The 19,227-nt window shown below is 70.6% G+C and carries 19 protein-coding genes; 10 read left to right on the plus strand and 9 right to left on the minus strand.

Annotated elements, in window-relative coordinates:
- Positions 1-94: 94 nt before the first annotated feature.
- The gene (locus ABZX37_RS46955; protein WP_354750834.1) at positions 95-1,309 is read right to left on the minus strand and encodes an ABC transporter permease; all 1,215 of its coding nucleotides are present in this window, start codon (positions 1,307-1,309) and stop codon (positions 95-97) included.
- Positions 1,306-2,223 (minus strand): ATP-binding cassette domain-containing protein, encoded by a 918-nt coding sequence (locus ABZX37_RS46960; RefSeq protein WP_354750835.1) that lies wholly within the window; start codon positions 2,221-2,223, stop codon positions 1,306-1,308. The genes ABZX37_RS46955 and ABZX37_RS46960 overlap by 4 nt, the downstream gene beginning before the upstream one ends.
- A gap of 155 nt (positions 2,224-2,378) precedes the next feature.
- On the opposite strand from ABZX37_RS46960, the gene ABZX37_RS46965 reads away from it, so the two are divergent.
- The 5 genes from ABZX37_RS46965 to ABZX37_RS46985 all read left to right on the plus strand — a co-directional run bounded on the left by ABZX37_RS46965 (position 2,379) and on the right by ABZX37_RS46985 (position 7,550).
- Positions 2,379-3,590: a helix-turn-helix domain-containing protein gene (locus ABZX37_RS46965; RefSeq protein WP_344272412.1), complete on the plus strand. Its 1,212-nt coding sequence runs from the start codon at positions 2,379-2,381 to the stop codon at positions 3,588-3,590.
- Between the two features lie 449 nt (positions 3,591-4,039).
- A complete protein-coding gene (locus ABZX37_RS46970; RefSeq protein ID WP_354750836.1) occupies positions 4,040-4,951 on the plus strand; it encodes an ACP S-malonyltransferase in 912 nt (303 codons plus the stop codon).
- Positions 4,948-5,931, plus strand: a complete 984-nt coding sequence (locus tag ABZX37_RS46975) for a beta-ketoacyl-ACP synthase III (protein ID WP_354750837.1) — start codon at positions 4,948-4,950, stop codon at positions 5,929-5,931. The genes ABZX37_RS46970 and ABZX37_RS46975 overlap by 4 nt, the downstream gene beginning before the upstream one ends.
- A 70-nt stretch (positions 5,932-6,001) precedes the next feature.
- On the plus strand, positions 6,002-6,247 hold the full coding sequence (locus tag ABZX37_RS46980) for an acyl carrier protein (RefSeq protein ID WP_037820481.1): 246 nt from the start codon (positions 6,002-6,004) through the stop codon (positions 6,245-6,247).
- 52 nt (positions 6,248-6,299) lie between these two features.
- Positions 6,300-7,550 carry a beta-ketoacyl-[acyl-carrier-protein] synthase family protein gene (locus ABZX37_RS46985; RefSeq protein ID WP_354750838.1) on the plus strand — a complete coding sequence of 417 codons (1,251 nt, stop codon included), beginning with the start codon at positions 6,300-6,302 and terminating at the stop codon, positions 7,548-7,550.
- A 64-nt stretch (positions 7,551-7,614) separates the two neighbouring features.
- On the opposite strand, the gene ABZX37_RS46990 is transcribed toward ABZX37_RS46985, so the two are convergent.
- Positions 7,615-8,214, minus strand: coding sequence for a hypothetical protein (locus ABZX37_RS46990; RefSeq protein ID WP_354750839.1), 600 nt, complete (start codon positions 8,212-8,214; stop codon positions 7,615-7,617).
- 23 nt (positions 8,215-8,237) lie between these two features.
- Positions 8,238-8,741: a DUF3145 domain-containing protein gene (locus ABZX37_RS46995; RefSeq protein WP_093576929.1), complete on the minus strand. Its 504-nt coding sequence runs from the start codon at positions 8,739-8,741 to the stop codon at positions 8,238-8,240.
- A gap of 268 nt (positions 8,742-9,009) precedes the next feature.
- Between ABZX37_RS46995 and ABZX37_RS47000 the strand changes: the two genes are divergently transcribed.
- Positions 9,010-11,316, plus strand: coding sequence for a hypothetical protein (locus tag ABZX37_RS47000; RefSeq protein ID WP_354750840.1), 2,307 nt, complete (start codon positions 9,010-9,012; stop codon positions 11,314-11,316).
- 145 nt (positions 11,317-11,461) lie between these two features.
- Here ABZX37_RS47000 and ABZX37_RS47005 read toward each other — a convergent pair whose 3' ends face one another.
- Together ABZX37_RS47005 and ABZX37_RS47010 are read right to left on the minus strand one after the other, a co-directional pair.
- A complete protein-coding gene (locus ABZX37_RS47005) occupies positions 11,462-12,031 on the minus strand; it encodes a helix-turn-helix domain-containing protein (protein ID WP_354750841.1) in 570 nt (189 codons plus the stop codon).
- Positions 12,032-12,086: 55 nt separating this feature from the next.
- Positions 12,087-13,481, minus strand: coding sequence for an NAD(P)/FAD-dependent oxidoreductase (locus ABZX37_RS47010; RefSeq protein WP_354750842.1), 1,395 nt, complete (start codon positions 13,479-13,481; stop codon positions 12,087-12,089).
- 146 nt (positions 13,482-13,627) lie between these two features.
- On the opposite strand from ABZX37_RS47010, the gene ABZX37_RS47015 reads away from it, so the two are divergent.
- Complete coding sequence (locus ABZX37_RS47015; RefSeq protein WP_354750843.1) at positions 13,628-14,368, plus strand: histone-like nucleoid-structuring protein Lsr2; 741 nt, start codon at positions 13,628-13,630, stop codon at positions 14,366-14,368.
- Between the two features lie 101 nt (positions 14,369-14,469).
- On the opposite strand, the gene ABZX37_RS47020 is transcribed toward ABZX37_RS47015, so the two are convergent.
- From ABZX37_RS47020 to ABZX37_RS47030, 3 genes are read right to left on the minus strand one after another with little or no spacing between them, the layout of a single operon-like run.
- Positions 14,470-15,198 (minus strand): lipoate--protein ligase family protein, encoded by a 729-nt coding sequence (locus ABZX37_RS47020; protein WP_354750844.1) that lies wholly within the window; start codon positions 15,196-15,198, stop codon positions 14,470-14,472.
- 45 nt (positions 15,199-15,243) lie between these two features.
- A complete protein-coding gene (locus ABZX37_RS47025; protein WP_354750845.1) occupies positions 15,244-15,645 on the minus strand; it encodes a VOC family protein in 402 nt (133 codons plus the stop codon).
- Positions 15,646-15,649: 4 nt separating this feature from the next.
- On the minus strand, positions 15,650-16,291 hold the full coding sequence (locus ABZX37_RS47030; protein ID WP_354750846.1) for a TetR family transcriptional regulator: 642 nt from the start codon (positions 16,289-16,291) through the stop codon (positions 15,650-15,652).
- Positions 16,292-16,419: 128 nt separating this feature from the next.
- Between ABZX37_RS47030 and ABZX37_RS47035 the strand changes: the two genes are divergently transcribed.
- The 3 genes from ABZX37_RS47035 to ABZX37_RS47045 are packed head-to-tail and all read left to right on the plus strand — an operon-like array spanning position 16,420 to position 18,862.
- Positions 16,420-17,508, plus strand: a complete 1,089-nt coding sequence (locus tag ABZX37_RS47035) for an FAD-binding oxidoreductase (RefSeq protein WP_354750847.1) — start codon at positions 16,420-16,422, stop codon at positions 17,506-17,508.
- 17 nt (positions 17,509-17,525) lie between these two features.
- Positions 17,526-18,635, plus strand: coding sequence for an acyl-CoA desaturase (locus ABZX37_RS47040; RefSeq protein ID WP_354750848.1), 1,110 nt, complete (start codon positions 17,526-17,528; stop codon positions 18,633-18,635).
- Between the two features lie 8 nt (positions 18,636-18,643).
- Complete coding sequence (locus ABZX37_RS47045; protein WP_354750849.1) at positions 18,644-18,862, plus strand: hypothetical protein; 219 nt, start codon at positions 18,644-18,646, stop codon at positions 18,860-18,862.
- Positions 18,863-19,227 lie beyond the last annotated feature (365 nt).

The raw sequence follows: 19,227 nt of genomic DNA on the forward strand, positions 1-19,227 counted from the left end.
CCCGGGGCGGGGCCCTCCCTGGTGTTTTTACGCCCCGGGTGGGTTAGGGGGGGGCGGGGGTGGGCCCGGCCCCCCGCCGTAATGGACTCCTCTGTCAGGCGGCGCTCAGCGCGTCCCGCAGCTTCACCTTCGCGCCGGTGCGCATCACCGCGTTGCGGTAGATCCGCGCGGCCAGCCAGATCAGTGCCGGGATGAGCGCGACCACCAGGCCCACCGACAGCACCGCCTCCCACACCGGAACGCCGCCCATCGCCAGGCGCATCGGCATCAGCGTCGGCGCGAACACCGGGATCACCGACAGCACCTCGGCCAGCGGGCTGGCCGGATTCGACGGCAGGATCGAAATCCCCACCACGTACCCGGCGATCACGAACATCAGCGCGGGCATCGTCGCGCCGCCCACGTCCTCCTGCCGCGACACCAGCGCGCCCAGCGCGGCGAACACGATCGAATACATGAAGAACCCGAGCAGATACCAGACGATCAGCCAGACCACGGTGCCCACCGCCGCGTTCACCGAGATCGTCAGCACCCCGAACCCGAGCCCGGCCGCCACGCCGACGACGCCGATCGCCAGCATCTGGATCAGCCCGACGACACCGATGCCGAGCACCTTCCCGGCCATCAGCTGCCACGGTTTGATCGTCGACAGCAGCAGCTCGACCACCCGGGACGTCTTCTCCTCGACGACGCCCTGGGCCACGCTCTGCCCGTTGAGCATCAGCGAGAGGTAGATCAGGATGCCCGCGATGATGCCGAGCACCAGTTGCTGCCCGTTGTAGTCATACGGTTTCTCGAGCGGCGGCAGCTCGTCGATCGTCGCCTCGGCGGTCGCCTGGCGCACCTTCGCCGGATCGCCGCCAAGGGACGTGATCTGCTGGTTGAGCGCCAGCTGCCCCTCCAGCACGGTGAACGTGTTCTTCAGCTTCGCGTCCAAGGTCTTCTTCACCTGGACGTGCACCCGGTCCGCGCCCTGCACCAGCAGCGCGTCGATGGAACCGTCCTGCAGCTTCGCCTGGCCCGCCTTCTCGTCCGGCACCTGCTGCGTCGCGACGGTCTGGCCGATCGACTTCGCCGTCGCGGTCAGCGGCTCGGCCAGCTGCGAGGCGGCCGGCACGTAGCCGACCGTCGCGTCGGCGCTCCCGCCTCCGTTGAACAACTTGAAGACCAGCGCCAGCCCGACGATGAGGATCATCATCACCAGCGTCGTGACGCGGTAGGCCTTGGAGCCGACCCGCGTGCTGATCTCCCGCCCGGCCACCAGGCCGACCGCGGACATCGGGCTCATCTGGACATCGGACCCGGTCATGCCGCGGCCTCCTGGTGCTCGGACACGACAGAACGGAACAACTCGGTCAGCGACGGCAGTTTCCGGGCGAATTCCCGCACCGGACCGGTGGCCAGCGCGGCGCGCAGCACGGCCTGGTCGTCCGCGCCGTCGGCCAGCTCCAGCTCGGTCACCGCTCCCCGGCGGCCGATCACGGTCACGCCGGACAGCCCGGCCGCCCAGTTCTCAGGCGCCTCAGGGGCATCGACGAGCAGCCGCGTCGTCCCGCCCGAGCGCAGTTCCGCCACCGTGCCGGACGCTTCCATCCGTCCACTCCGGACAATCCCGATGCGGTCGCACAGCCGCTCCACCAAATCCAGCTGGTGGCTGGAAAACACGACCGGGACGCCCTCGGCCGCCTTCTCCTTCAGCACGTCGCTCATCACGTCGACGGCCACCGGGTCGAGCCCGGAGAACGGTTCGTCCAGCACGAGAATCCGCGGTTCGTGCACCAGCGCGGCGGCGAGCTGCACGCGCTGCTGGTTGCCGAGGCTGAGCTTCTGCACCTCGTCGTCGCGGCGCGCGGCCACGCCGAGGCGTTCGGTCCACCGCTCGCTCGACGCCTTCGCCGCGGCGGCGGGCATTCCGTGCAGCCGGGCCAGATACGTGAGCTGTTCGCCGACCTTCATTTTCGGGTACAGCCCGCGTTCCTCGGGCATGTAGCCGATCTGCCGGCGCGTTTCGTGCGTGATCGGCTCGCCCGCGTAGCGCACCTGGCCCGCGTCGGCGCTCAGCACGCCGAGCGCGATGCGCATCGTGGTCGTTTTGCCCGCCCCGTTGCTGCCGACGAATCCGAAAAGCTCCCCCGGCCGCACGTCGAACGTCATTTTCTCGAGCGCCACCACGGCGCCGTACCGTTTGGAGATCCCGTCGATCTCCAGTCCGGGCTCTGGCATGGCCCGTCCCCCTGTTCTCTTTTCGCCCGGGTGATCCCCTACCACCCCACCCGGGGATCCTAGGCACTTCGGCCGAGCGCCGCCCACCATCTGAGGTCGCCGCCGCATCCGCCTAAAGTTGCAGGCCGCGCGCGGCACGTAGGATCGGATCCGACATGGCCGACACCACAGGACGCCCCGCGCGCAAACACCACGGGCTGTCCGCCAAAACCCTGCGCAGCCTGGAGCACGCCTCCGGGCGGCTGGCGAGCGCGAGCGTCGCGGAAATGGAACGCAGGCTGGTCTGGTTCGCGCGGCTGCCCGCCGACCAGCGCGCCAGCGTGCTGCTGATCACCCAGACGGGGGCCAGCGGATTCGTCGCGTGGCTGCGCGATTCGAAGGAAGCGCTGAAGCTCACCACCGAAGCGTTCCGCGACGCGCCGACCGAAGTGTCGCGCTGGATCAGCCTCCGCCAGGCCGTCGCGATGGTGCGGCTCGCGATCGAGGTATTCGAAGAACAGCTCCCGGAATTCGCCGCTTCGGAAGCCGAACGCGCGGCGTTGATCGAAGGGATTCTGCGCTACGGCAGGGAAATCGCGTTCGCCGCGGCCAACTCCTATGCCGCGGCGGCGGAAGCGCGCGGCGCGTGGGACGCCCGGCTCGAAGCGCTGGTGGTCGACGGAATCGTCCGCGGCGACGCCGAGGAATCCGTCCTGTCGCGCGCCGCGGCGCTCGGCTGGGATCCGGCTGCGGCGGCGACGGTCTTGGTGGGAAACCCTCCCTCAGACGACCCTCCGACGGTGGTTTTCGACGTCCGCGCCCGCGCCGCACGCGTCGGCCGCGCGGTGCTGCTGTCGGTGCAGGGCTCGCGACTGGTGATCGTGATCGGCGGCCCCACCGAGGGAGGGCCGAAGGAACGCGAGATCCTCGCCCGGATGTCGACGGTGTTCGCCGACGGCCCCGTCGTGGCAGGCCCGACCGTCCCGACGCTGGCCGAGGCCCACCACAGCGCGGCCGAGGCGTTGTCCGGGCTGCGCGCGGTGGTCGGCTGGCCCGGTGCGCCCCGCCCGGTGCGCTCTGACGATTTGCTCCCCGAACGAGCTTTGTCCGGCGACCCCGGCGCGGAACGGTTGCTGGTCGATTCGGTGGCCCGGCCGCTGGAGGAGGCCGGGGCGGCGCTGCAGCGCACCGTCGAGACCTATCTGGACACTGGCGGAGTCCTGGAACGCTGCGCGCAAACACTGTTCGTGCACCCGAACACGGTCCGGTACCGGCTGCGCAAAGCCGCCGAGCTCACCGGCCGCAACCCGACCGACGCCCGCGACGCGCTCGTGCTGCGGGTCGCGCTCACCGTCGGCAGGCTCGCCCGCGCTCGCGGGCTTTGGTGATCGCCCCAACGCCACATTCGGTGCGTCCTGCGCACCCAATGCCACATTCGGTGCATCTCACGCACCCAAAGTGGCGTTCGGTGCATCTCACGCACCCAAAGTGGCATTGGGGGCGTCCTGGCTCGGCCCGCCCGCGCTCGACGGAAGCGCCGTGTACCTCCGGCCCGCGCGTGGCACCGCGCTCGGCTTAAGCCCGGCGCTCATCCGGCCCTTCACGACGCCCGCGTCCGGCGGAAGCGCCGCGTCGTCCGCCCGCCCGCGGCGCCCCTCCCGCCGGGGCGTGGCAGGTGACAGACTTCACGGCAAGCGCTGGTTGAATCCCACAAGGCGGATGGGTTAAGGGCCGGGTTCTCCGGCGGGTCTTTGGAGGTTTCCTCCAATTCCGCCGCGCGGACTTGGTGACCGCCCGCATCTGAAGCACCGACCCGTCCCGTGGTCTCATAGACAGCGTGACAGTTGCAGTCCTCTCCCCCGGCCAGGGTTCCCAAGCCCCCGGCATGCTCGCCCCGTGGCTCGAGCTCGACGGCGCACGCGCGCGCGTCGAAGAGTGGTCCGCCCGGTCCGGGCTCGACCTGATCCGGCTCGGCACCGAGGCCGGAGCCGAGGAGATCCAGGACACCGCTGTCGCGCAGCCGCTGATCGTCGCGCTGTCCCTGCTGTCCTTCGAGCACCTGCCGGTCGCCGGCGACGCGCCGGTCGCCGGCCACTCCGTCGGCGAGCTCGCCGCGGCCGCGATCGCCGGCGTGCTCACCCCCGCCGACGCGGTCGCGCTCGCCGCGGTCCGCGGCGCGGAGATGGCCAAGGCGTGCGCGCTCGAACCGACGTCGATGGCCGCGGTGATGCTCGGCGACCCCGAGGAAGTCGCCGCGTGGCTGGAAAGCCAGGGCCTCGCCGCCGCGAACCGCAACGGGGCCGGGCAGATCGTCGCGTCCGGGTCCGCCGCCGCGATCGAGAAGATCATCGCCGAGCCGATGGAGGGCACGAAGATCCGCGCCCTCAAGGTCGCCGGCGCCTTCCACACGCCCTACATGGCTCCCGCGGAAGACGCCTTGCGCGAGCACGCCGCCGGTCTCTCCCCGGCCGACCCGACGCGCCCGCTGCTGTCCAATGCCGACGGCCAGGTCGTCACGAGCGGCGCGGAGTACCTGCGCAGGCTCGTCGCCCAGGTGACCCGCCCGGTCCGCTGGGACCTCACCATGGACGGGCTCGTCTCGCTCGGCGTGGACCGCACCGTCGAACTGGCGCCCGCGGGCACCCTGACCGGACTGGTCAAGCGGCAGCTCAAGGGCGTCGTCACCACTACCACCGCGCTGAAGTCGCCGGCCGAACTGGCGGCGCTGCGCGAGGAGGACGCCCAGTGACCGCCCGCCCCACCCTGCGCCTGTCCCAGGGCGCGCCTGCCGCCCGCATCCTCGGCTTCGGCAGCTACCAGCCGGACCGGATCGTCACGAACGACGACCTGTCGCAGGTCATGGACACCAGCGACCAGTGGATCCGCGACCGCGTCGGCATCATCGAGCGGCGGTTCGGCGAGAAGGACGACGTCCTGGTCGACTACGCCGTCGCCGCCGGGGCCGACGCCCTTTCCGACGCCGGCCTCGATCCGTCCGAAGTGGACACGGTCATCGTGCCCAACTGCACCATGCCCTCGCAGATCCCGAACGCGGCCGCACAGGTCGCCGCGCGGATCGGCGTGCAGAGCCCCGGCGCGTTCGACCTCAACGCCGCGTGCGCCGGATTCTGCTACGGCCTCGGCGTCGCCTCCGACCTCGTGCGCGCGGGCTCGGCGAAGAAGGTCCTCGTGATCGGCGCGGAGAAGCTCACCGACGTCGTGGACCCGACCGACCGCGCGAACGCGATCATCTTCGCCGACGGCGCGGGAGCCGCGGTGGTCGGCGGGTCCGACGAACCGGGCATCGGCCCGGTGGTGTGGGGCAGCGCGGGCGACCTCGTCGACCTGATCTACATGCGCGACCACCAGTGGATCTACCAGGAGGGCCAGTCGGTCTTCCGCTGGGCGACCACGCAGATCGCGCCGATCGCGCTGCGCGCGCTGGAGGCCGCCGGGCTGCAACCGTCCGATGTGGACGTGCTGGCCCCGCACCAGGCGAACCTCCGGATCGTCGAGTCGATCGCCAAGAAGCTGCGCGCCAAGGGGGCGCGCGAGGACATCGTGGTGGCCGACGACATCAAGTACTCGGGCAACACCTCGTCCGCCTCGATCCCGATGGCGCTGGACCACATGCGCAAGGCCGGAACGGCGAAAAGCGGCGACGTGGTGCTGGCGGTCGGCTTCGGAGCCGGGCTTTCCTATGCCGCGCAGGCGTTCGTCCTGCCCTGAGCGATACTTCCCCCGCGGGCGCCGTGCCCGCGAGCGGACCCGCAGAAGAACCGAGAAGGGAACAACACCGATGGCTGACAACACTGAGATTCTCGCCGGCCTCGCCGAGATCGTCGAAGAGGTCGCCGGCGTGGCTCAGGACGACGTCACCGCCGAGAAGTCGTTCGTGGACGACCTGGACATCGACTCGCTGTCGATGGTCGAGATCGCCGTGCAGGCCGAGGACAAGTTCGGCGTCAAGATCCCGGACGACGAGCTGGCCAACCTGAAGACCGTCGGCGACGCGGTGAACTACGTGTCCGCCAACTCGAAGTAAGTCCTCTTCGTACCCGGGCCCCGGTCCGGAGCCGACCCTTGGGGAGACTCCCATGAGCAACATCGACGTCGTGATCACCGGCATGGGCGCGACGACGCCGCTGGGCGGGGACGTCGCGTCCACCTGGGACGGTCTGCTGGCCGGCCGCAGCGGGATCAGCACGATCGCGGCGGACTGGGCGGAGGAGCTGGACCTGCCGGTCCGGATCGCGGCGCAGCTCGCCGTCGAGCCGACCGACATCCTGCCCCGCGTGCAGGCCCGGCGGCTCGACCGGTGCGAGCAGGTGGCGATCATCGCCGCCCGCCAGGCCTGGGCCGACGCCGGGTTCGCCGAGCAGACCGACGAGCACACCGATGTCGAACCGGAGCGCCTCGGCGTTTCGATCGGCACCGGGGTCGGCGGGCCGGTGACCCTGCTGACCCAGAACGATTTGTTGCACCAGCAGGGTCTTCGCAAGGTGTCGCCGCTGACGGTGCCGATGCTGATGCCGAACGGCCCGGCCGCGCACGTGGGCATCGACCTGAAGGCTCGCGCCGGGGTGCATTCGCCCGCGTCGGCGTGCGCGTCCGGGGCCGAGGGCATCGCCAACGGCTACGAGATGATCCGGTCCGGACGGGCCGACGTGGTGGTCGCGGGCGGTTCCGAGGCCTGCATCCACCCGATCACCGTCGCCGGGTTCGCCCAGGCGCGCACGGTGTCGACGCGCAACGACGACCCGGCCGCGGCGTCGCGTCCGTTCGACGTGAGCCGCGACGGCTTCGTGCTCGGCGAGGGCTCCGGCGTCGTCGTGCTCGAGCGGGCCGACCGCGCGAAAGCCCGCGGCGCGCGGATCTACGCGAAGCTGGCCGGCTACGGACTGACGTCGGACGCTTACCACATCACCGGCAACCACCCGGAGGGCATCGGCCAGATCGCGGCGATGCGCGCGGCGATGGCGATGGCCGGACTGTCCCCTTCGGACATCGGCCACGTGAACGCGCACGCGACGTCCACTGTGGTCGGAGACATCGGCGAGGCGGCGGCGATCCGGTCGGCGGTCGGCGAGCACCCGGTGGTCACCGCGCCGAAGGGCGCGCTCGGCCACCTCGTCGGCGGGGCCGGCGCGGTCGAGGGCATCGCGACGATTCTCGCGCTGTACGAGGGCATCGTGCCCGCGACGCTGAACCTCACCGAGCAGGACCCGAAGGTGCAGCTGGACGTCGTGTCCGGGGAGAACCGCAAGGTCGAACTCGCCGCGGCGCTGTCCAACTCGTTCGGTTTCGGCGGGCACAACACCGCGCTGCTGTTCACGCCGGCGAACTGAGTTCCTCTTCACGGTGAAGGGCCCCGCGGAAATCTCCGCGGGGCCCTTCACCGTTTTCGCGCGGTCAGCACTTGTCGTGTTCGGTGGCGGTGCCGTCGACGGTGTCGATCCGGTACGAGCCGTGCTCGAACTTCATCGGCAGCACCAGCCGCCAGTTGATGCACTTCTCCTGGAAATCGACCGGGGCCTCGTTCAGCGACTGGGTGCTCGTGAACCCGACCAGCGCCCGCAGCGTGCCCTGCGCGCCCGGTTCGATGCGGTACAGCAGGATGTTGACGTCCTTCGTGGACTGGAAGTTGCGGTGCCAGTCCACTTCCGGCGTCTTGGTGCGGCGCGCGTCGCTGACCGTCTCCGTCCAGGCGTCGTAGTCCTTTTTGTTGAGCGCGTTGAAATAGGCCTGCAGCACGGTGCGGACGGCGTCGTCCTGCGGGTGGTTCTGCGCGTCCGGGGTGACCCCGACCTGGACCGAGCCGGACTTGTCGGACGGACCGCCGCTGCTCGTGACGGGCGGCGCCATGGCCTCGCCGTCGGTCGGGTGCGGGGACTCGGGACGGCGGTAGAGCTCGCGGGCGAGCAGACCCCCGGCGACGGTGATGGACAGCACCACCACGAGCACGGGGATCAACCACCGCTGACGGGAGGGCGGGGCCGAAGGAACGCTCACCCGGGTGAGGGTACCGCTTTCGTTCACCCGACCTGGTGCAGCCAGGTGACCGGGGCGCCGTCGCCCGCGTGCCGGTACGGCTCGAGCGCCTCGTCCCAGGCCGCGGCGAGGAGTTCGTCCAGTTTGTGCGCGAGGGTTTCGCCGCCGCGGGTCATGCTGACGAGCGCGCGCAGCTGGTCCTCGCCCACGACGATGTCGCCGTTGGCGCTGGTGCGGCCGTGCCAGAGCCCGAGACCGGGCGCGAAGCAGAACCGCTCGCCGTCGACGCCCGCGCTGGGCTCCTCGGTGATTTCGAAGCGCACCATCGGCCACGCCTTGAGGGCGCCGGCGAGTTTGCCCGCGGTTCCCGCGGGCGCGCTCCAGCTGCATTCGGCCCGGAGCTGTCCCGGACTGGCCGGCTGGGCCGTCCACTTCAGCTCGACCCGGGCACCAAGGGTGCCCGAAATAGCCCACTCGACGTGCGGACATACCGCAGACGGCGACGAGTGGACGTACACCACGCCTCGGGTGCTGCCACGGGTGCTCACTGCTGACCTCCGCTTGTTCGACGAGGGACGTCTTCCCCTACGACCTCTCGAACCCTGCGCAGGTTGCGTAGCCTCCACGGCAGTTCCCGACCTGTGTAGCACATTCTGCACCCCAACCGTGCCGTTTGGCCACATGAACACCACAAGTCGCAGCGGACGACCCATTGTGGTGAGCCACGCCGACGCGAGGGCGCGGAGCGCGGTTCCGGCGGCCCGGCACGCTAGCGTGGTGCACCGGAAACGCTGCGGATTCGACAGGAGAGTTTCGGTGCGATTGGTCCGTCTCGGGCAGCAGCCCTCGCGCGTCGCGGAAGACGTGCGGGCCGCACTGGCCTCCCTCGGCCGGGGGAGCACGGTGATCGGCGGCGTCGCGCTCGTCGGGGCCCGCCCGACCGGAGACCGTCCGGTGGAGGCGGTCGTGGTGCTTCCCGCGGGCGTGCTCGTGGTGATCGGCGTGGACCTGCCCGACCCGGCGCTGCGTCTCGAAGCCCCGCTGAGCGGACCGTGGAAGGCGGACGGCTGGCCCCTGGTCCACGGCGACGACGTCAACCCCGCCACCGAAGCGCTCGACCTGTCCCAGGAATGCGAACGCCGCGTCGCGGAACTCGGCGGGGGCCCGGTGGGCACGATCGTGGCGGTCGGCCCGTACGTCGAGACGGTCGACCAGCCGCCGGGCGACCTCGCGGGTCCGGTCCGGGTCCTGCACCCGACGCCGACGACCATGCTGGCCGCGACGGTCTCCCTGGCCACGGCGCGGCATCCGCGCTCGGTGGACCAGGCCAGGGCGTTGATCTCGGCGCTGGCGCCGGACGCGCCGGAGCTCTCGGACGAGGTTTTGCGCGGCGAGGGGTTCGTTCGGTTCGCGGACGATGTTCCGGTTCCTCCTGGGCCTCGGTCGCCTGGGGTTGGCGGTCCGGCTGGTGCGGGGGCTGGCGGTGCTGGGGCGCCCAACGTGTCCTCGTCTGGCGCTACCGCGACGAATTCCGTTGCTTCACCGAGCACAAGCCCTGCCCCTGCGGGTGCTGGGGCGCAGGCTGGATCGAGCACGGCGAACGGGGCCTCCGGCGGAACCGCGGTCGCGGGTCTCGGCGCCGTTGCGGCAGGAGCGGCGATGTCTGGCGCCGCCGGAACCATCGCCGAGCCCGACGCGGCTGGATCCGGCGTTCCCAGCACACCGGGTTCGGCCAACGCCGCTAGCTCCGGCGGCGCGCAAACCCGCACCGTTCAACCGGCCGCCGATTCCGCCGCTGGCGTCGGCGCGACCCGAGGCGACGCTGCCGGGCCGGGCGGAGCGGGCGCCATCGCTCCCGACGCGACCCCGCCCGGCACCACCGAATCCGGTGCGGCCGGATCGCGCACCGCCGGTACCACCGTCGCTGGGTCCGATGCCACGGCCGGAAAATCCGCCGCGGCTTCCGCTCCGGCGACCAGTCCGGAGCCGCAAGGCCCGGCAGGCGCGGGGAATCCCCAGGGGCTTCCCGTCTTCCCCGGTGCCGCTTCGGGATCCGCTGACTCCGTGCCGTCGAAGGGTACTGCTTCCCCCGGCACTCCTTCCGCCGCGCCGAAATCCGCCGCTTCCCCGGTGCTGCGGCCGAAGATCATCGCGGTGCGGCCGCCTCGGCCGGAGATCCCGTCGATCGAGCTGGCGGCGCTTTCCGAGGCGCCCACCGAATCGACTGACCCGCCCGAGGCTCCGACCGAGAAGATGCCGTCTCCGGCGAAGCCGCAGGGCGCTGGACGTCCGCGCGGGGCCGTTCCCCCGGTCGTGCCGGGGAGTCCGCCGCAAGGCGCGCCTCAACCTGTGCGACCGGCTCCAGCCGTCGGAGCCGCAGGGACAACCAGTCCCGCAATCGGGGCCGCCGCCGCGTCCGGAGTCGGAGCTGGGGTTCCCACCGCAACGGGCCCGGCCGCAGCAGCCGGGCCGAACACTCCGTCTGGGCCGGGGAAACCGGGATCCCGCACCGTCAAGTGGGTGCCGATCGCGGCGATCGTCTTGCTGATCGTCCTGGTGGTGTCGGCGATCGTCGTGGCGACCAGCGGCGGCGAGGACACCGCCGCCGCACCGCCTGCCAGCAGTGCTCCGCCCAGCAGCGTGCCGAGTCCGGCGCCGAGCAGCGCCAAGCCGAGCGCCCCTCCGGCGCCGACTCTCACCTTCGAGCCCCGGGCGAACAGCGCCGACCAGAAGTGCGCCTCGCACGCTTTCGGGGACGTCCAGGCGAGCCTTCAGCAGACCAGCTGCTCCGGGGTCCGCCGCGCGAGCTACACGGCGCTCGTGGACGGGCGGCCGGCCGCGGTCACCGTCGCGGTGGTCGAGTTCCCCGACGCCGGACAGGCCAACCACCTCAAGCAGATCGCCGACAACCCGGGCGGCGGCGGAATCCTGGACGTCGCCACGGAGACCGGCAAGTGGCCGTCGGGCGCGCCGCAGTTCGACGGCGCTGCCTACGCCAGCAAGGTCGACGGGAACGGCGTGCGGATCGTGCAAGCGGTCTGGCAACCGGGACCGTCCACTGCGGACGATCCCGGACTGGCCCGTGCCGCGAAAGGCGCGCTCGACTTGCAGCTGCCGTCCTGAGCAACCAGCTCAGCGACGAGCCCTCAGCCAGCCAACGCAGCATTCGGCTCACGAGTGCCGTCTGGCGCGCTCAACGTGCTGCCCAGCAGACCGGTCAGCACCCGCCAGACCTAGCGCGGCGAAGCGCCTTCCCGCGAACCAACCCTCACTGCCACCCGTTCTCCAACAGGTCGAACGCCACATCCACCATCCGCCGCGGATCGTCCGACCGATCGGCCAGCGCGGCCGTCTCCAAGGCGAAATGGGCGAGCACCGCGCACCGCGGATCGCCCTCCGGCGCACCGGTTTCCGCGGCGATCACCCGGCTCAGCGTGTGCTCGTGGCCCATCCACATCTTGTGCCAGTAATCAGCCAGCGCGGGCGTCTCGCGCACCAGTCGCAGCAACGGTTCGGCTTCCGCGCGGATGCCGGAGGTCGCCCGGACGTGGATGTGCGCGCGAAGCGCCGCCAGCACCGACGTGCCCTCCGGACGGTCCCGCACCGCCGAGACCAGCGCCTCGTCGATCTCCGGTTCCCGGTCGAAGACGAGGGCTTCCTTGGTCGGGAAGTGCTTCATCAGCGTGGTGGTGGACACGTCGGCGGCGTCGGCGATCTCGCGCACCGTCACCTGGTCGTAGCCGCGCTCCAGGAACATCCGCAGGGCAGCGTCGGCCAGCGCCTGGCGGGTCGCCGCCTTCTTGCGTTCACGGCGGCCGGGAACGGGGGCACTGGTCATGCCCCGACGCTACCCGAAGCGGCACAACCACTTAAGCGGCACGACACCGCCCCACTCAGAGCCCGTAAGCCTCCAGCAGCCGCAGCCACACCTCGCTGATCGTCGGGAACGCGGGGACCGCGTGCCACAGCCGGTCCAGCGGCACCTCGCCGACGACGGCGATCGTCGCCGAGTGCAGCAGTTCCGCCACGTCCTGGCCGACGAACGTGACACCCAGCACGACACCGCGTTCGGTGTCCACGACCATTCGCGCTTTGCCCTGGTACCCATCGGCGTGCAGCGACGAACCGGCGACCGCGATGTCGATGTCCACGACCCGGTCCGCGGATCCGTCGCGCGCCTCGGTGAGGCCGACTGACGTCACTTCCGGGTCGGTGAACACCACTTGCGGCACCGCGTGATGGTCGGCGGTCGCGCTGTAGCGGCTCCACGGCTCGGTCGAGATCTCCTCGCCGCGGGCACGGGCGGCGACCGAGTCGCCGACGACGCGGGCGGCGTATTTTCCCTGGTGGGTCAGCAAAGCACGCCCGGTGACGTCGCCCGCTCCGTACAGCCAGCCACCCTCCACTGCGGACACCCGGCCGCTTTCGTCGACCTGGAGCGGACCGTCGGCGGGCAAGCCGAGCACGTCCAGGCCGATGGTGCTGGTCGCGGGCGCACGGCCGGTGGCGACCAGCAGTTCGTCGACCACGATCTCGTCGCCGCCGGCGAGTTTCAGCCGCGTTCCACCGTCCACAACGGACACTTCGGCCAGGCCGGAGTTCGGGTGCACGCGGACGCCTGCCTCGCGCAAACCGTCCAGGACCAGGTCTCCGGCGAACTCCGGCAGCCGCGGCAGCGGGCGGTCGCCGGTGATCACGAGGTCGACCCGCGAGCCGAGCCGCGCCCACGCCTGCGCCATCTCGACGCCGACCACGCCGCCGCCGAGCACGCCGAGCCGTCCGGGCACCTCGGTCGCCGACGTCGCTTCCCGCGAACCCCACGGCGCAATGGTGTCCAGGCCCGGAATCCGCGGCGTGCGCGGGACGCTGCCGGTGCACACGATCACCGCGTGCCGGGCGGAGAAAACGCGGCCGTCGTCGAGCGTGACTTCGCGCTCACCGGTGATCCGGCCGTAGCCGCGCACGGGTTCGATGCCCGCGCCGCGCGCCCATTCGACCTGGCCGGAGTCGTCGCCTTTGCCGGTGAACCAGTCGCGGCGCGCGAGCACCTTCTCCGGATCCAGCGCGTCGCCGATCGGCACGCCGGGCATCCGCTTGGCCGCGGCGAGCAGGTTTCCCGGGCGCAGCAACGCCTTGCTCGGGATGCACGCCCAGTACGAACACTCCCCGCCGAACCGTTCGTGTTCGAGGAGCGCCACCTTCAGCCCGCCCATGGCGGCCCGTTCCGCCGCCACTTCCCCGACCGGACCCGCCCCGATGACCACGACGTCGAAAGTCTCTGCTGCCATGCGCACAGCGCACACCACCGCGCAGGTTCGCGCAAGCCTGCCGGTATTCTTGTGAGAGAGCTGCAAGAAACCGGCGGCACCGCGGAAACCCGGGTCGTCGCCGTGCCGGTTGCACGCACGACCACGATCGAGCACGGGAGGCTCCCATGGCGAGGAACACCGCTGTCCGCACTCTGGACGACCTGACCGGCGGACGCGCGGCGGAAACCGTCGCGTTCGCACTGGACGGCATCGAATACGACATCGACCTCGGCACCCGCAACGCGACCGCGCTGCGGCGATTGCTGGAGAAGTACGCGAAGGCCGGCCGCCGGACTGGCGGACGGAAGCTTCGGCCGCGGCTGATCGCCGGGGCCAAGAAGGCCGAGGCGAAGCCGGTGGCGGAGAAGCCCGCTGCGCCGGCCAAGAGCGGGAAAGCCGTTGCTGGCAAGAAGACTGCCGGGAAGGCAGCTTCCGCCACCGCGGCGCGGACCGCGAAGACTGCCCGAACGGGTGGCGCGACCGGCACGGTGAGCCGGACCGCGAAGGCTCCGGCCAAGTCCGCGGCAGCCAAGCCCGCGAAGGCCGCCGCGACCAAGACCACGGCCAAGTCGGCGAAGGCTGCCGCGGTCAAGACGCCTGCTGCCAAGACGGCAAAGGCCGCCGCAGTCAAGACGCCCGCTGCCAAGACGGCGAAGACCGCGACGATCAAGGCAGCCGCGCCCGCGAAGGCAGCCCCGGCGAAAACCGCCGCACCGGCCAAGTCCGCGACGGCTAAGACAACCGCACCCGCGAAGACGGCCCCGGCGAAAACCACTGCACCGGCACCGGCCAAGGCAGCTGCCAAGCCGCGCCGCCGTGCGGCCGGCGAAGTGCCGCCGGTGCTGTTCTCCTCCTCCGGCAACTGATCCGGTCCGTGAAGGGCTCCTTGAGGGAATCTGATTCCTTCAAGGAGCCCTTCACGGCATCTCGGCCCGGGGTGCTCGGATGTGACTGTCCGGCAAGGCAATTACGAACGCTGACGTCCTTCGGCGTGCCAGTCCGGGAATTCGTAGCGGCTCCACAGCAATGACTGCTGCCGCTCCAACTCCCCCGCAGTCGGTTCGCGCGGCGGGAGCGGGCCGAGCAGTCCCGCCGCGGCGGCGCGGACGGTGTCTTCCACTTCCGCCAGCCGCAGCCGCACGCCGTGGTCGACCAGGGACGCGACCTTGCTCCGGTGCGAATCCAGCGGCTTCGGGTCCGGCGGCGGACCGGTGAGGTACGCTCCGACGCGGGCGGCGTCCGTGTCGACCAGCAGCGTCGAATGCGCCAGCAGCACGTCTTTGGTCCGGAAGACCGCGAAGCCGCACAGTTTCGCGTCGCCGACGAAGATGCCGCGGTCGCCGATTCTGGCCGGGAGACCGAGTTTCTCCACTGCGGCGGACATCACCAGGCCGAGCATTTCCAGCGGACGAGGCGCGGGGCCGGGAAGCACGAGCGTCACGTTGAGATTGCCCGGGTCGTGGAACACCGTGCCGCCGCCGCTGGCTCGCCGCAGCACGGGGACGCCGTCACGAGCGCATTCGTCGACGCGGACCTCGCGGGCGATCCGCTGACCGCGGCCGACCACGACGCACACCGGGTTCCGCCACAGCCACACCACCGGCCCCGTCGGACCCTCGCGCAGCAGTGCCTCGTCGAACGCCAGGTTCTCGGCTGGGTCGGTGAATTCGGCTCGGACTTCCGACCCGCTCGGCATAGCGTTCCTCCACGATCAGCTGGACTTCGGGATCGTAGAGCAGGCTCAGGACGCGGCCGGGCCGAGCAGGTCCCAGCGGTTGCCCGCGATGTCGCGGAACACGACGACCTGGCCGTACGGCTCGGTCCGCGGTTCGCCGAGGAACTCCACCCCGGCGTCGCGCATCCGCTGGTAGCTCGCCGCGAAGTCGTCCGCGCGCAGGAAAAACCCGACCCGGCCGGCGTGCTGGTCGCCGACCGCCCGGGACTGCCGCTCGCCGTCCGCCTGAGCCAGGAGGATGCCGGTTTCGCCGCCGGGCGGGCGGACGACCACCCATCGCTTCGGGCGGCCGTCGTTGGTGAGCGACGGCGAATCCTCGGCCAGGTCGAAGCCCAGCGCGCGGGTGAAGAAGTCGATCGCCTCGTCGTAGTCGTCGACGATGATCGCGGTCAGCTGGAGGAAGGCCATACCGCTAAGGCTGCCAGTGCGGCACGCCGAGCAGGATCATCCGGAGCCGTTTTTCCGCCGCGACCAACGTGCGCTCGTCGGCGGCGGTGTCGCCGGGACGGATTTCCAGCAGCTCGGCGACTGTGCCGAGCATCGCGGTGACAATGAGGTCGGCCAGCAGGTGCAGGTCCTCGGTGGGCCAGGTGCGCAGCGGGTCGAAGCGCGCCAGGTCCAGTGCCAGGTCGCTGGAGAACATCCGCATCTCGACCGCGATCGCCCGGGACACCGCGCCGGGACCGGCGTAGCGCTCGCGCGTGACGAACCGGAAGTGGTCTTCGTGCTCGCGGACGTGCCGGTGCAGCGTGTGCACCGAAGCCCGGATCATGCCGCCGTAGCCGCGCTGCTCGGTGCGCGCGCCGCGAAGCATGCCGCGCAGCGTGCGCGTGGTCTCCTCGACCAGCGCGACGCCCAGCTCCTCCATCGACGAGAAATGCCGGTAGAACGCCGTCGGCACGATGCCCGCGCCCTTCGCGACCTCGCGCAGCGAAAGGCTGGCGAAACTCCGGTCGGCGAGCAGGTCGAGCGCCGCGTCGAGCAGCGCCTGACGGGTGCGCTGTTTGCGCTCCTGCCGGCTCACCGGGCCGGCCGGCTCCTCGGCTGCGGACACGTCGAGCAGCGTACTGGCGATCGCCGCATGGCCCACGTCACATCACCTCGCTTCCGCGTTGACAGGCCCCGGGGCCTTGCCCCCACACTAGTCAGTGTACGACTGTGCACTCAACTTCTGGAGGGGTGATGACCGCACTGCTCCCGCGCCGCGTGCGCGGACTCGTCTCGCTCGCCGAGGCGCTGCTCACCCCGCACGGCGCGGACCGGTACCTCGAACTGGTCGACCCGATGCTGGTGCGGCGCGAGATCCGCGGCCGCGTCACCGCCGTGCGGCATCAGACGCCGGACACCGTCACGTTCACGGTGCGGCCGAGCCGGGCGTGGCAGGGCTTCCGCGCCGGGCAGTACGTGCGGATGCAGGTGGAGATCGACGGCGTCCGCCGGACCCGCTGCTACTCGCCGTGCGGTGCGCAGGGCAGCGATGACCTGGAGTTCACCGTGAAGGCCGACCCGAACGGGCTGGTTTCGCGGCATCTGCAGGACACCGCCGTCGGCGCGGTAGTGGGACTTTCGCCCGCGGACGGCGAATTCACCCTGCCGTCGCCGCGCCCGGACCGGATCGTGCTGATGAGCGGCGGCAGCGGGATCACGCCGGTGCTCGCGATGGCCCGCACGCTCGTCGCCGAGGGCCACCCGGGCGAGATCGTGTTCCTGCACTACTCGAACACCGCCGCGGACGCCCTCTACCGCACCGAACTGGCCGAGCTGGCCGCCCGGCACCCAGCGTTCCGCGTGGTCAACGCCCACACCCACGCCCGTCGCGGCGGCGACCTGCACGGACTGTTCTCCGTCGCGCACCTGGAGAAGGCCGCGCCGTGGTTCCGCGAGGCCGAAACGTTCCTCTGCGGCCCGGCTCCGCTGATGGCCGCCGCACGTGAACTCTTCGAGAACGAGGGGTTGAGTGCACAACTGCACACCGAAGAGTTCACGGCAGCGCCGTTGACCTTCGCCGCGGAGGCCGCCGAGGGCCGGGTGCGCTTCGCCCGCAGCGGCCGGGAGTGCGACAACTCCGGCAAGCCGCTGCTCGAACAGGCCGAGGACGCGGGCCTGACGCCGGAACACGGGTGCCGGATGGGCATCTGCTTCTCCTGCACGCAGCTCAAAACCGCCGGACGCGTCCGCAACGCGCGCAGCGGCGAGGTTTCCGGCGAGGAGAACGAAGAAATCCAGCTCTGCGTCAGCGTCCCCGTCGGGGACGTCGAAATCGACGCCTGACCACCGGAGGAAGCATCATGACCGGTCTGCAGGACCGCCTGAGCACCGCACAGGTCGAGGAATTCGGCCGCGAACTCGACGCACTGCGCCAGCGGATCGTCGACGATCTCGGCGAGGAAGATGTCGAGTACATCCGCAAGATCATCAAAACCCAGCGCGCGCTGGAAGTGACCGGCCGAGGCCTGCTGTTCGCTGGCTTCCTGCCGCCCGCGTGGCTGGCCGGCGTCGCGGCGCTGTCCGCGGCGAAGATTCTCGACAACATGGAGATCGGCCACAACGTGATGCACGGCCAGTACGACTGGACGCGCATCCCGGAGCTGAGCTCGCAGCGCTTCGAATGGGACACCGTCGCGCCGTCGGAGAACTGGCGGCATTCGCACAACTACATCCACCACACGTACACCAACATCGTCGACAAGGACCGCGACGTCGGCTACGGAATCCTGCGGATGGACCCGGCGCAGAAGTGGCATCCGTACTACCTGGGCAACCCGGTGTACGCGACGCTGCTCGCGCTGCTGTTCCAGTGGGGCGTCATGCTGCACGACCTCGAGGTGGACCGGGTCGTGAAGGGTGAGCGCACCTGGGCGGAGAACGTCCCGGTGCTGCGCCGGATCGTCCGCAAGGCCTCGCGCCAGGTCGGCAAGGACTACGTCCTGTTCCCGCTGCTCACCGGCCCGCTCGCGCCGCTGACGCTGCTGGGCAACGCGAGCGCCAACCTTGTCCGCAACCTGTGGGCGTTCTCGATCATCTTCTGCGGCCACTTCCCCGCGGACGTCGAGAGCTTCACCGAAGAGGAGACCGAGAACGAAACGCGCGGCCAGTGGTACCTGCGCCAGATCCTGGGCTCCGCGAACATCACCGGCAGCCCGCTGTTCCACATCCTCTCGGGAAACCTGTCGCACCAGATCGAACACCACCTGTTCCCGGACCTGCCCGCGCGCCGCTACCCGCAAATCGCCGGAGAAGTGCGCGAAATCTGCGAACGCTACGGCCTGCCCTACAACACCGGCCCCCTGCACAAGCAGCTCTGGTCGGTAGCCAAGAAAATCGCGCGGCTGGCCCTTCCCGGAAAACCGGGCCCGGCCGCTACCGTGGACCCCGAACGGCAACTCCGAGCAGCCTGAGGAAGCCCATGGTCGGCCCATTCGAAAGTGGCAAGGACACCGTGCAGGAGCTGACGGAGTCCGCAGCCAACCACATCGGCAACATCGCCACCATCATTACTGGCGCAGTCCGCGACATAGCCCGCGAAACGGGCGATTGGTTCACGGACGTGATCGAAATGCGCGAAGCAGCCCAACGGGCCAAGGAAGACGAAGCCCGCCTGGACAAGGCCCCCGAGACAGACTGACTCCGCGGTCCTGGCCGAGAAGCTTCCGTGAGGGGAACCCTCAGGGACTCTGAGTCCCTCAGGGTTCCCCTCACGACCTTTCGCACGCCGTGAGGGACTCCTTCACGGACTTGGGTTCCCTCAAGGGGCCCTTCACGGACCAGCCCGCCCCGCGACGCACCCAATGTGGCATTCGGTGCGCCACATGCACCCAACGCCACATTGGGGCGCAAGCCCCACCGCGAACCGCAGCCGAAGCACCAAACCATCGAGGCACCCAGACCCTCCCCCGCACCCCGATACGAAGCCTTCTCTGCGGTTCGGGGGGGGGGGGCGTCTGATCGAGTGTCCACAAGGACAGAAAACCGAACCAACCCGCCATCAAC

The sequence above is a fragment of the Amycolatopsis sp. NPDC004079 genome (genome assembly GCF_040610415.1).
Lineage (GTDB): Bacteria > Actinomycetota > Actinomycetes > Mycobacteriales > Pseudonocardiaceae > Amycolatopsis > Amycolatopsis halotolerans.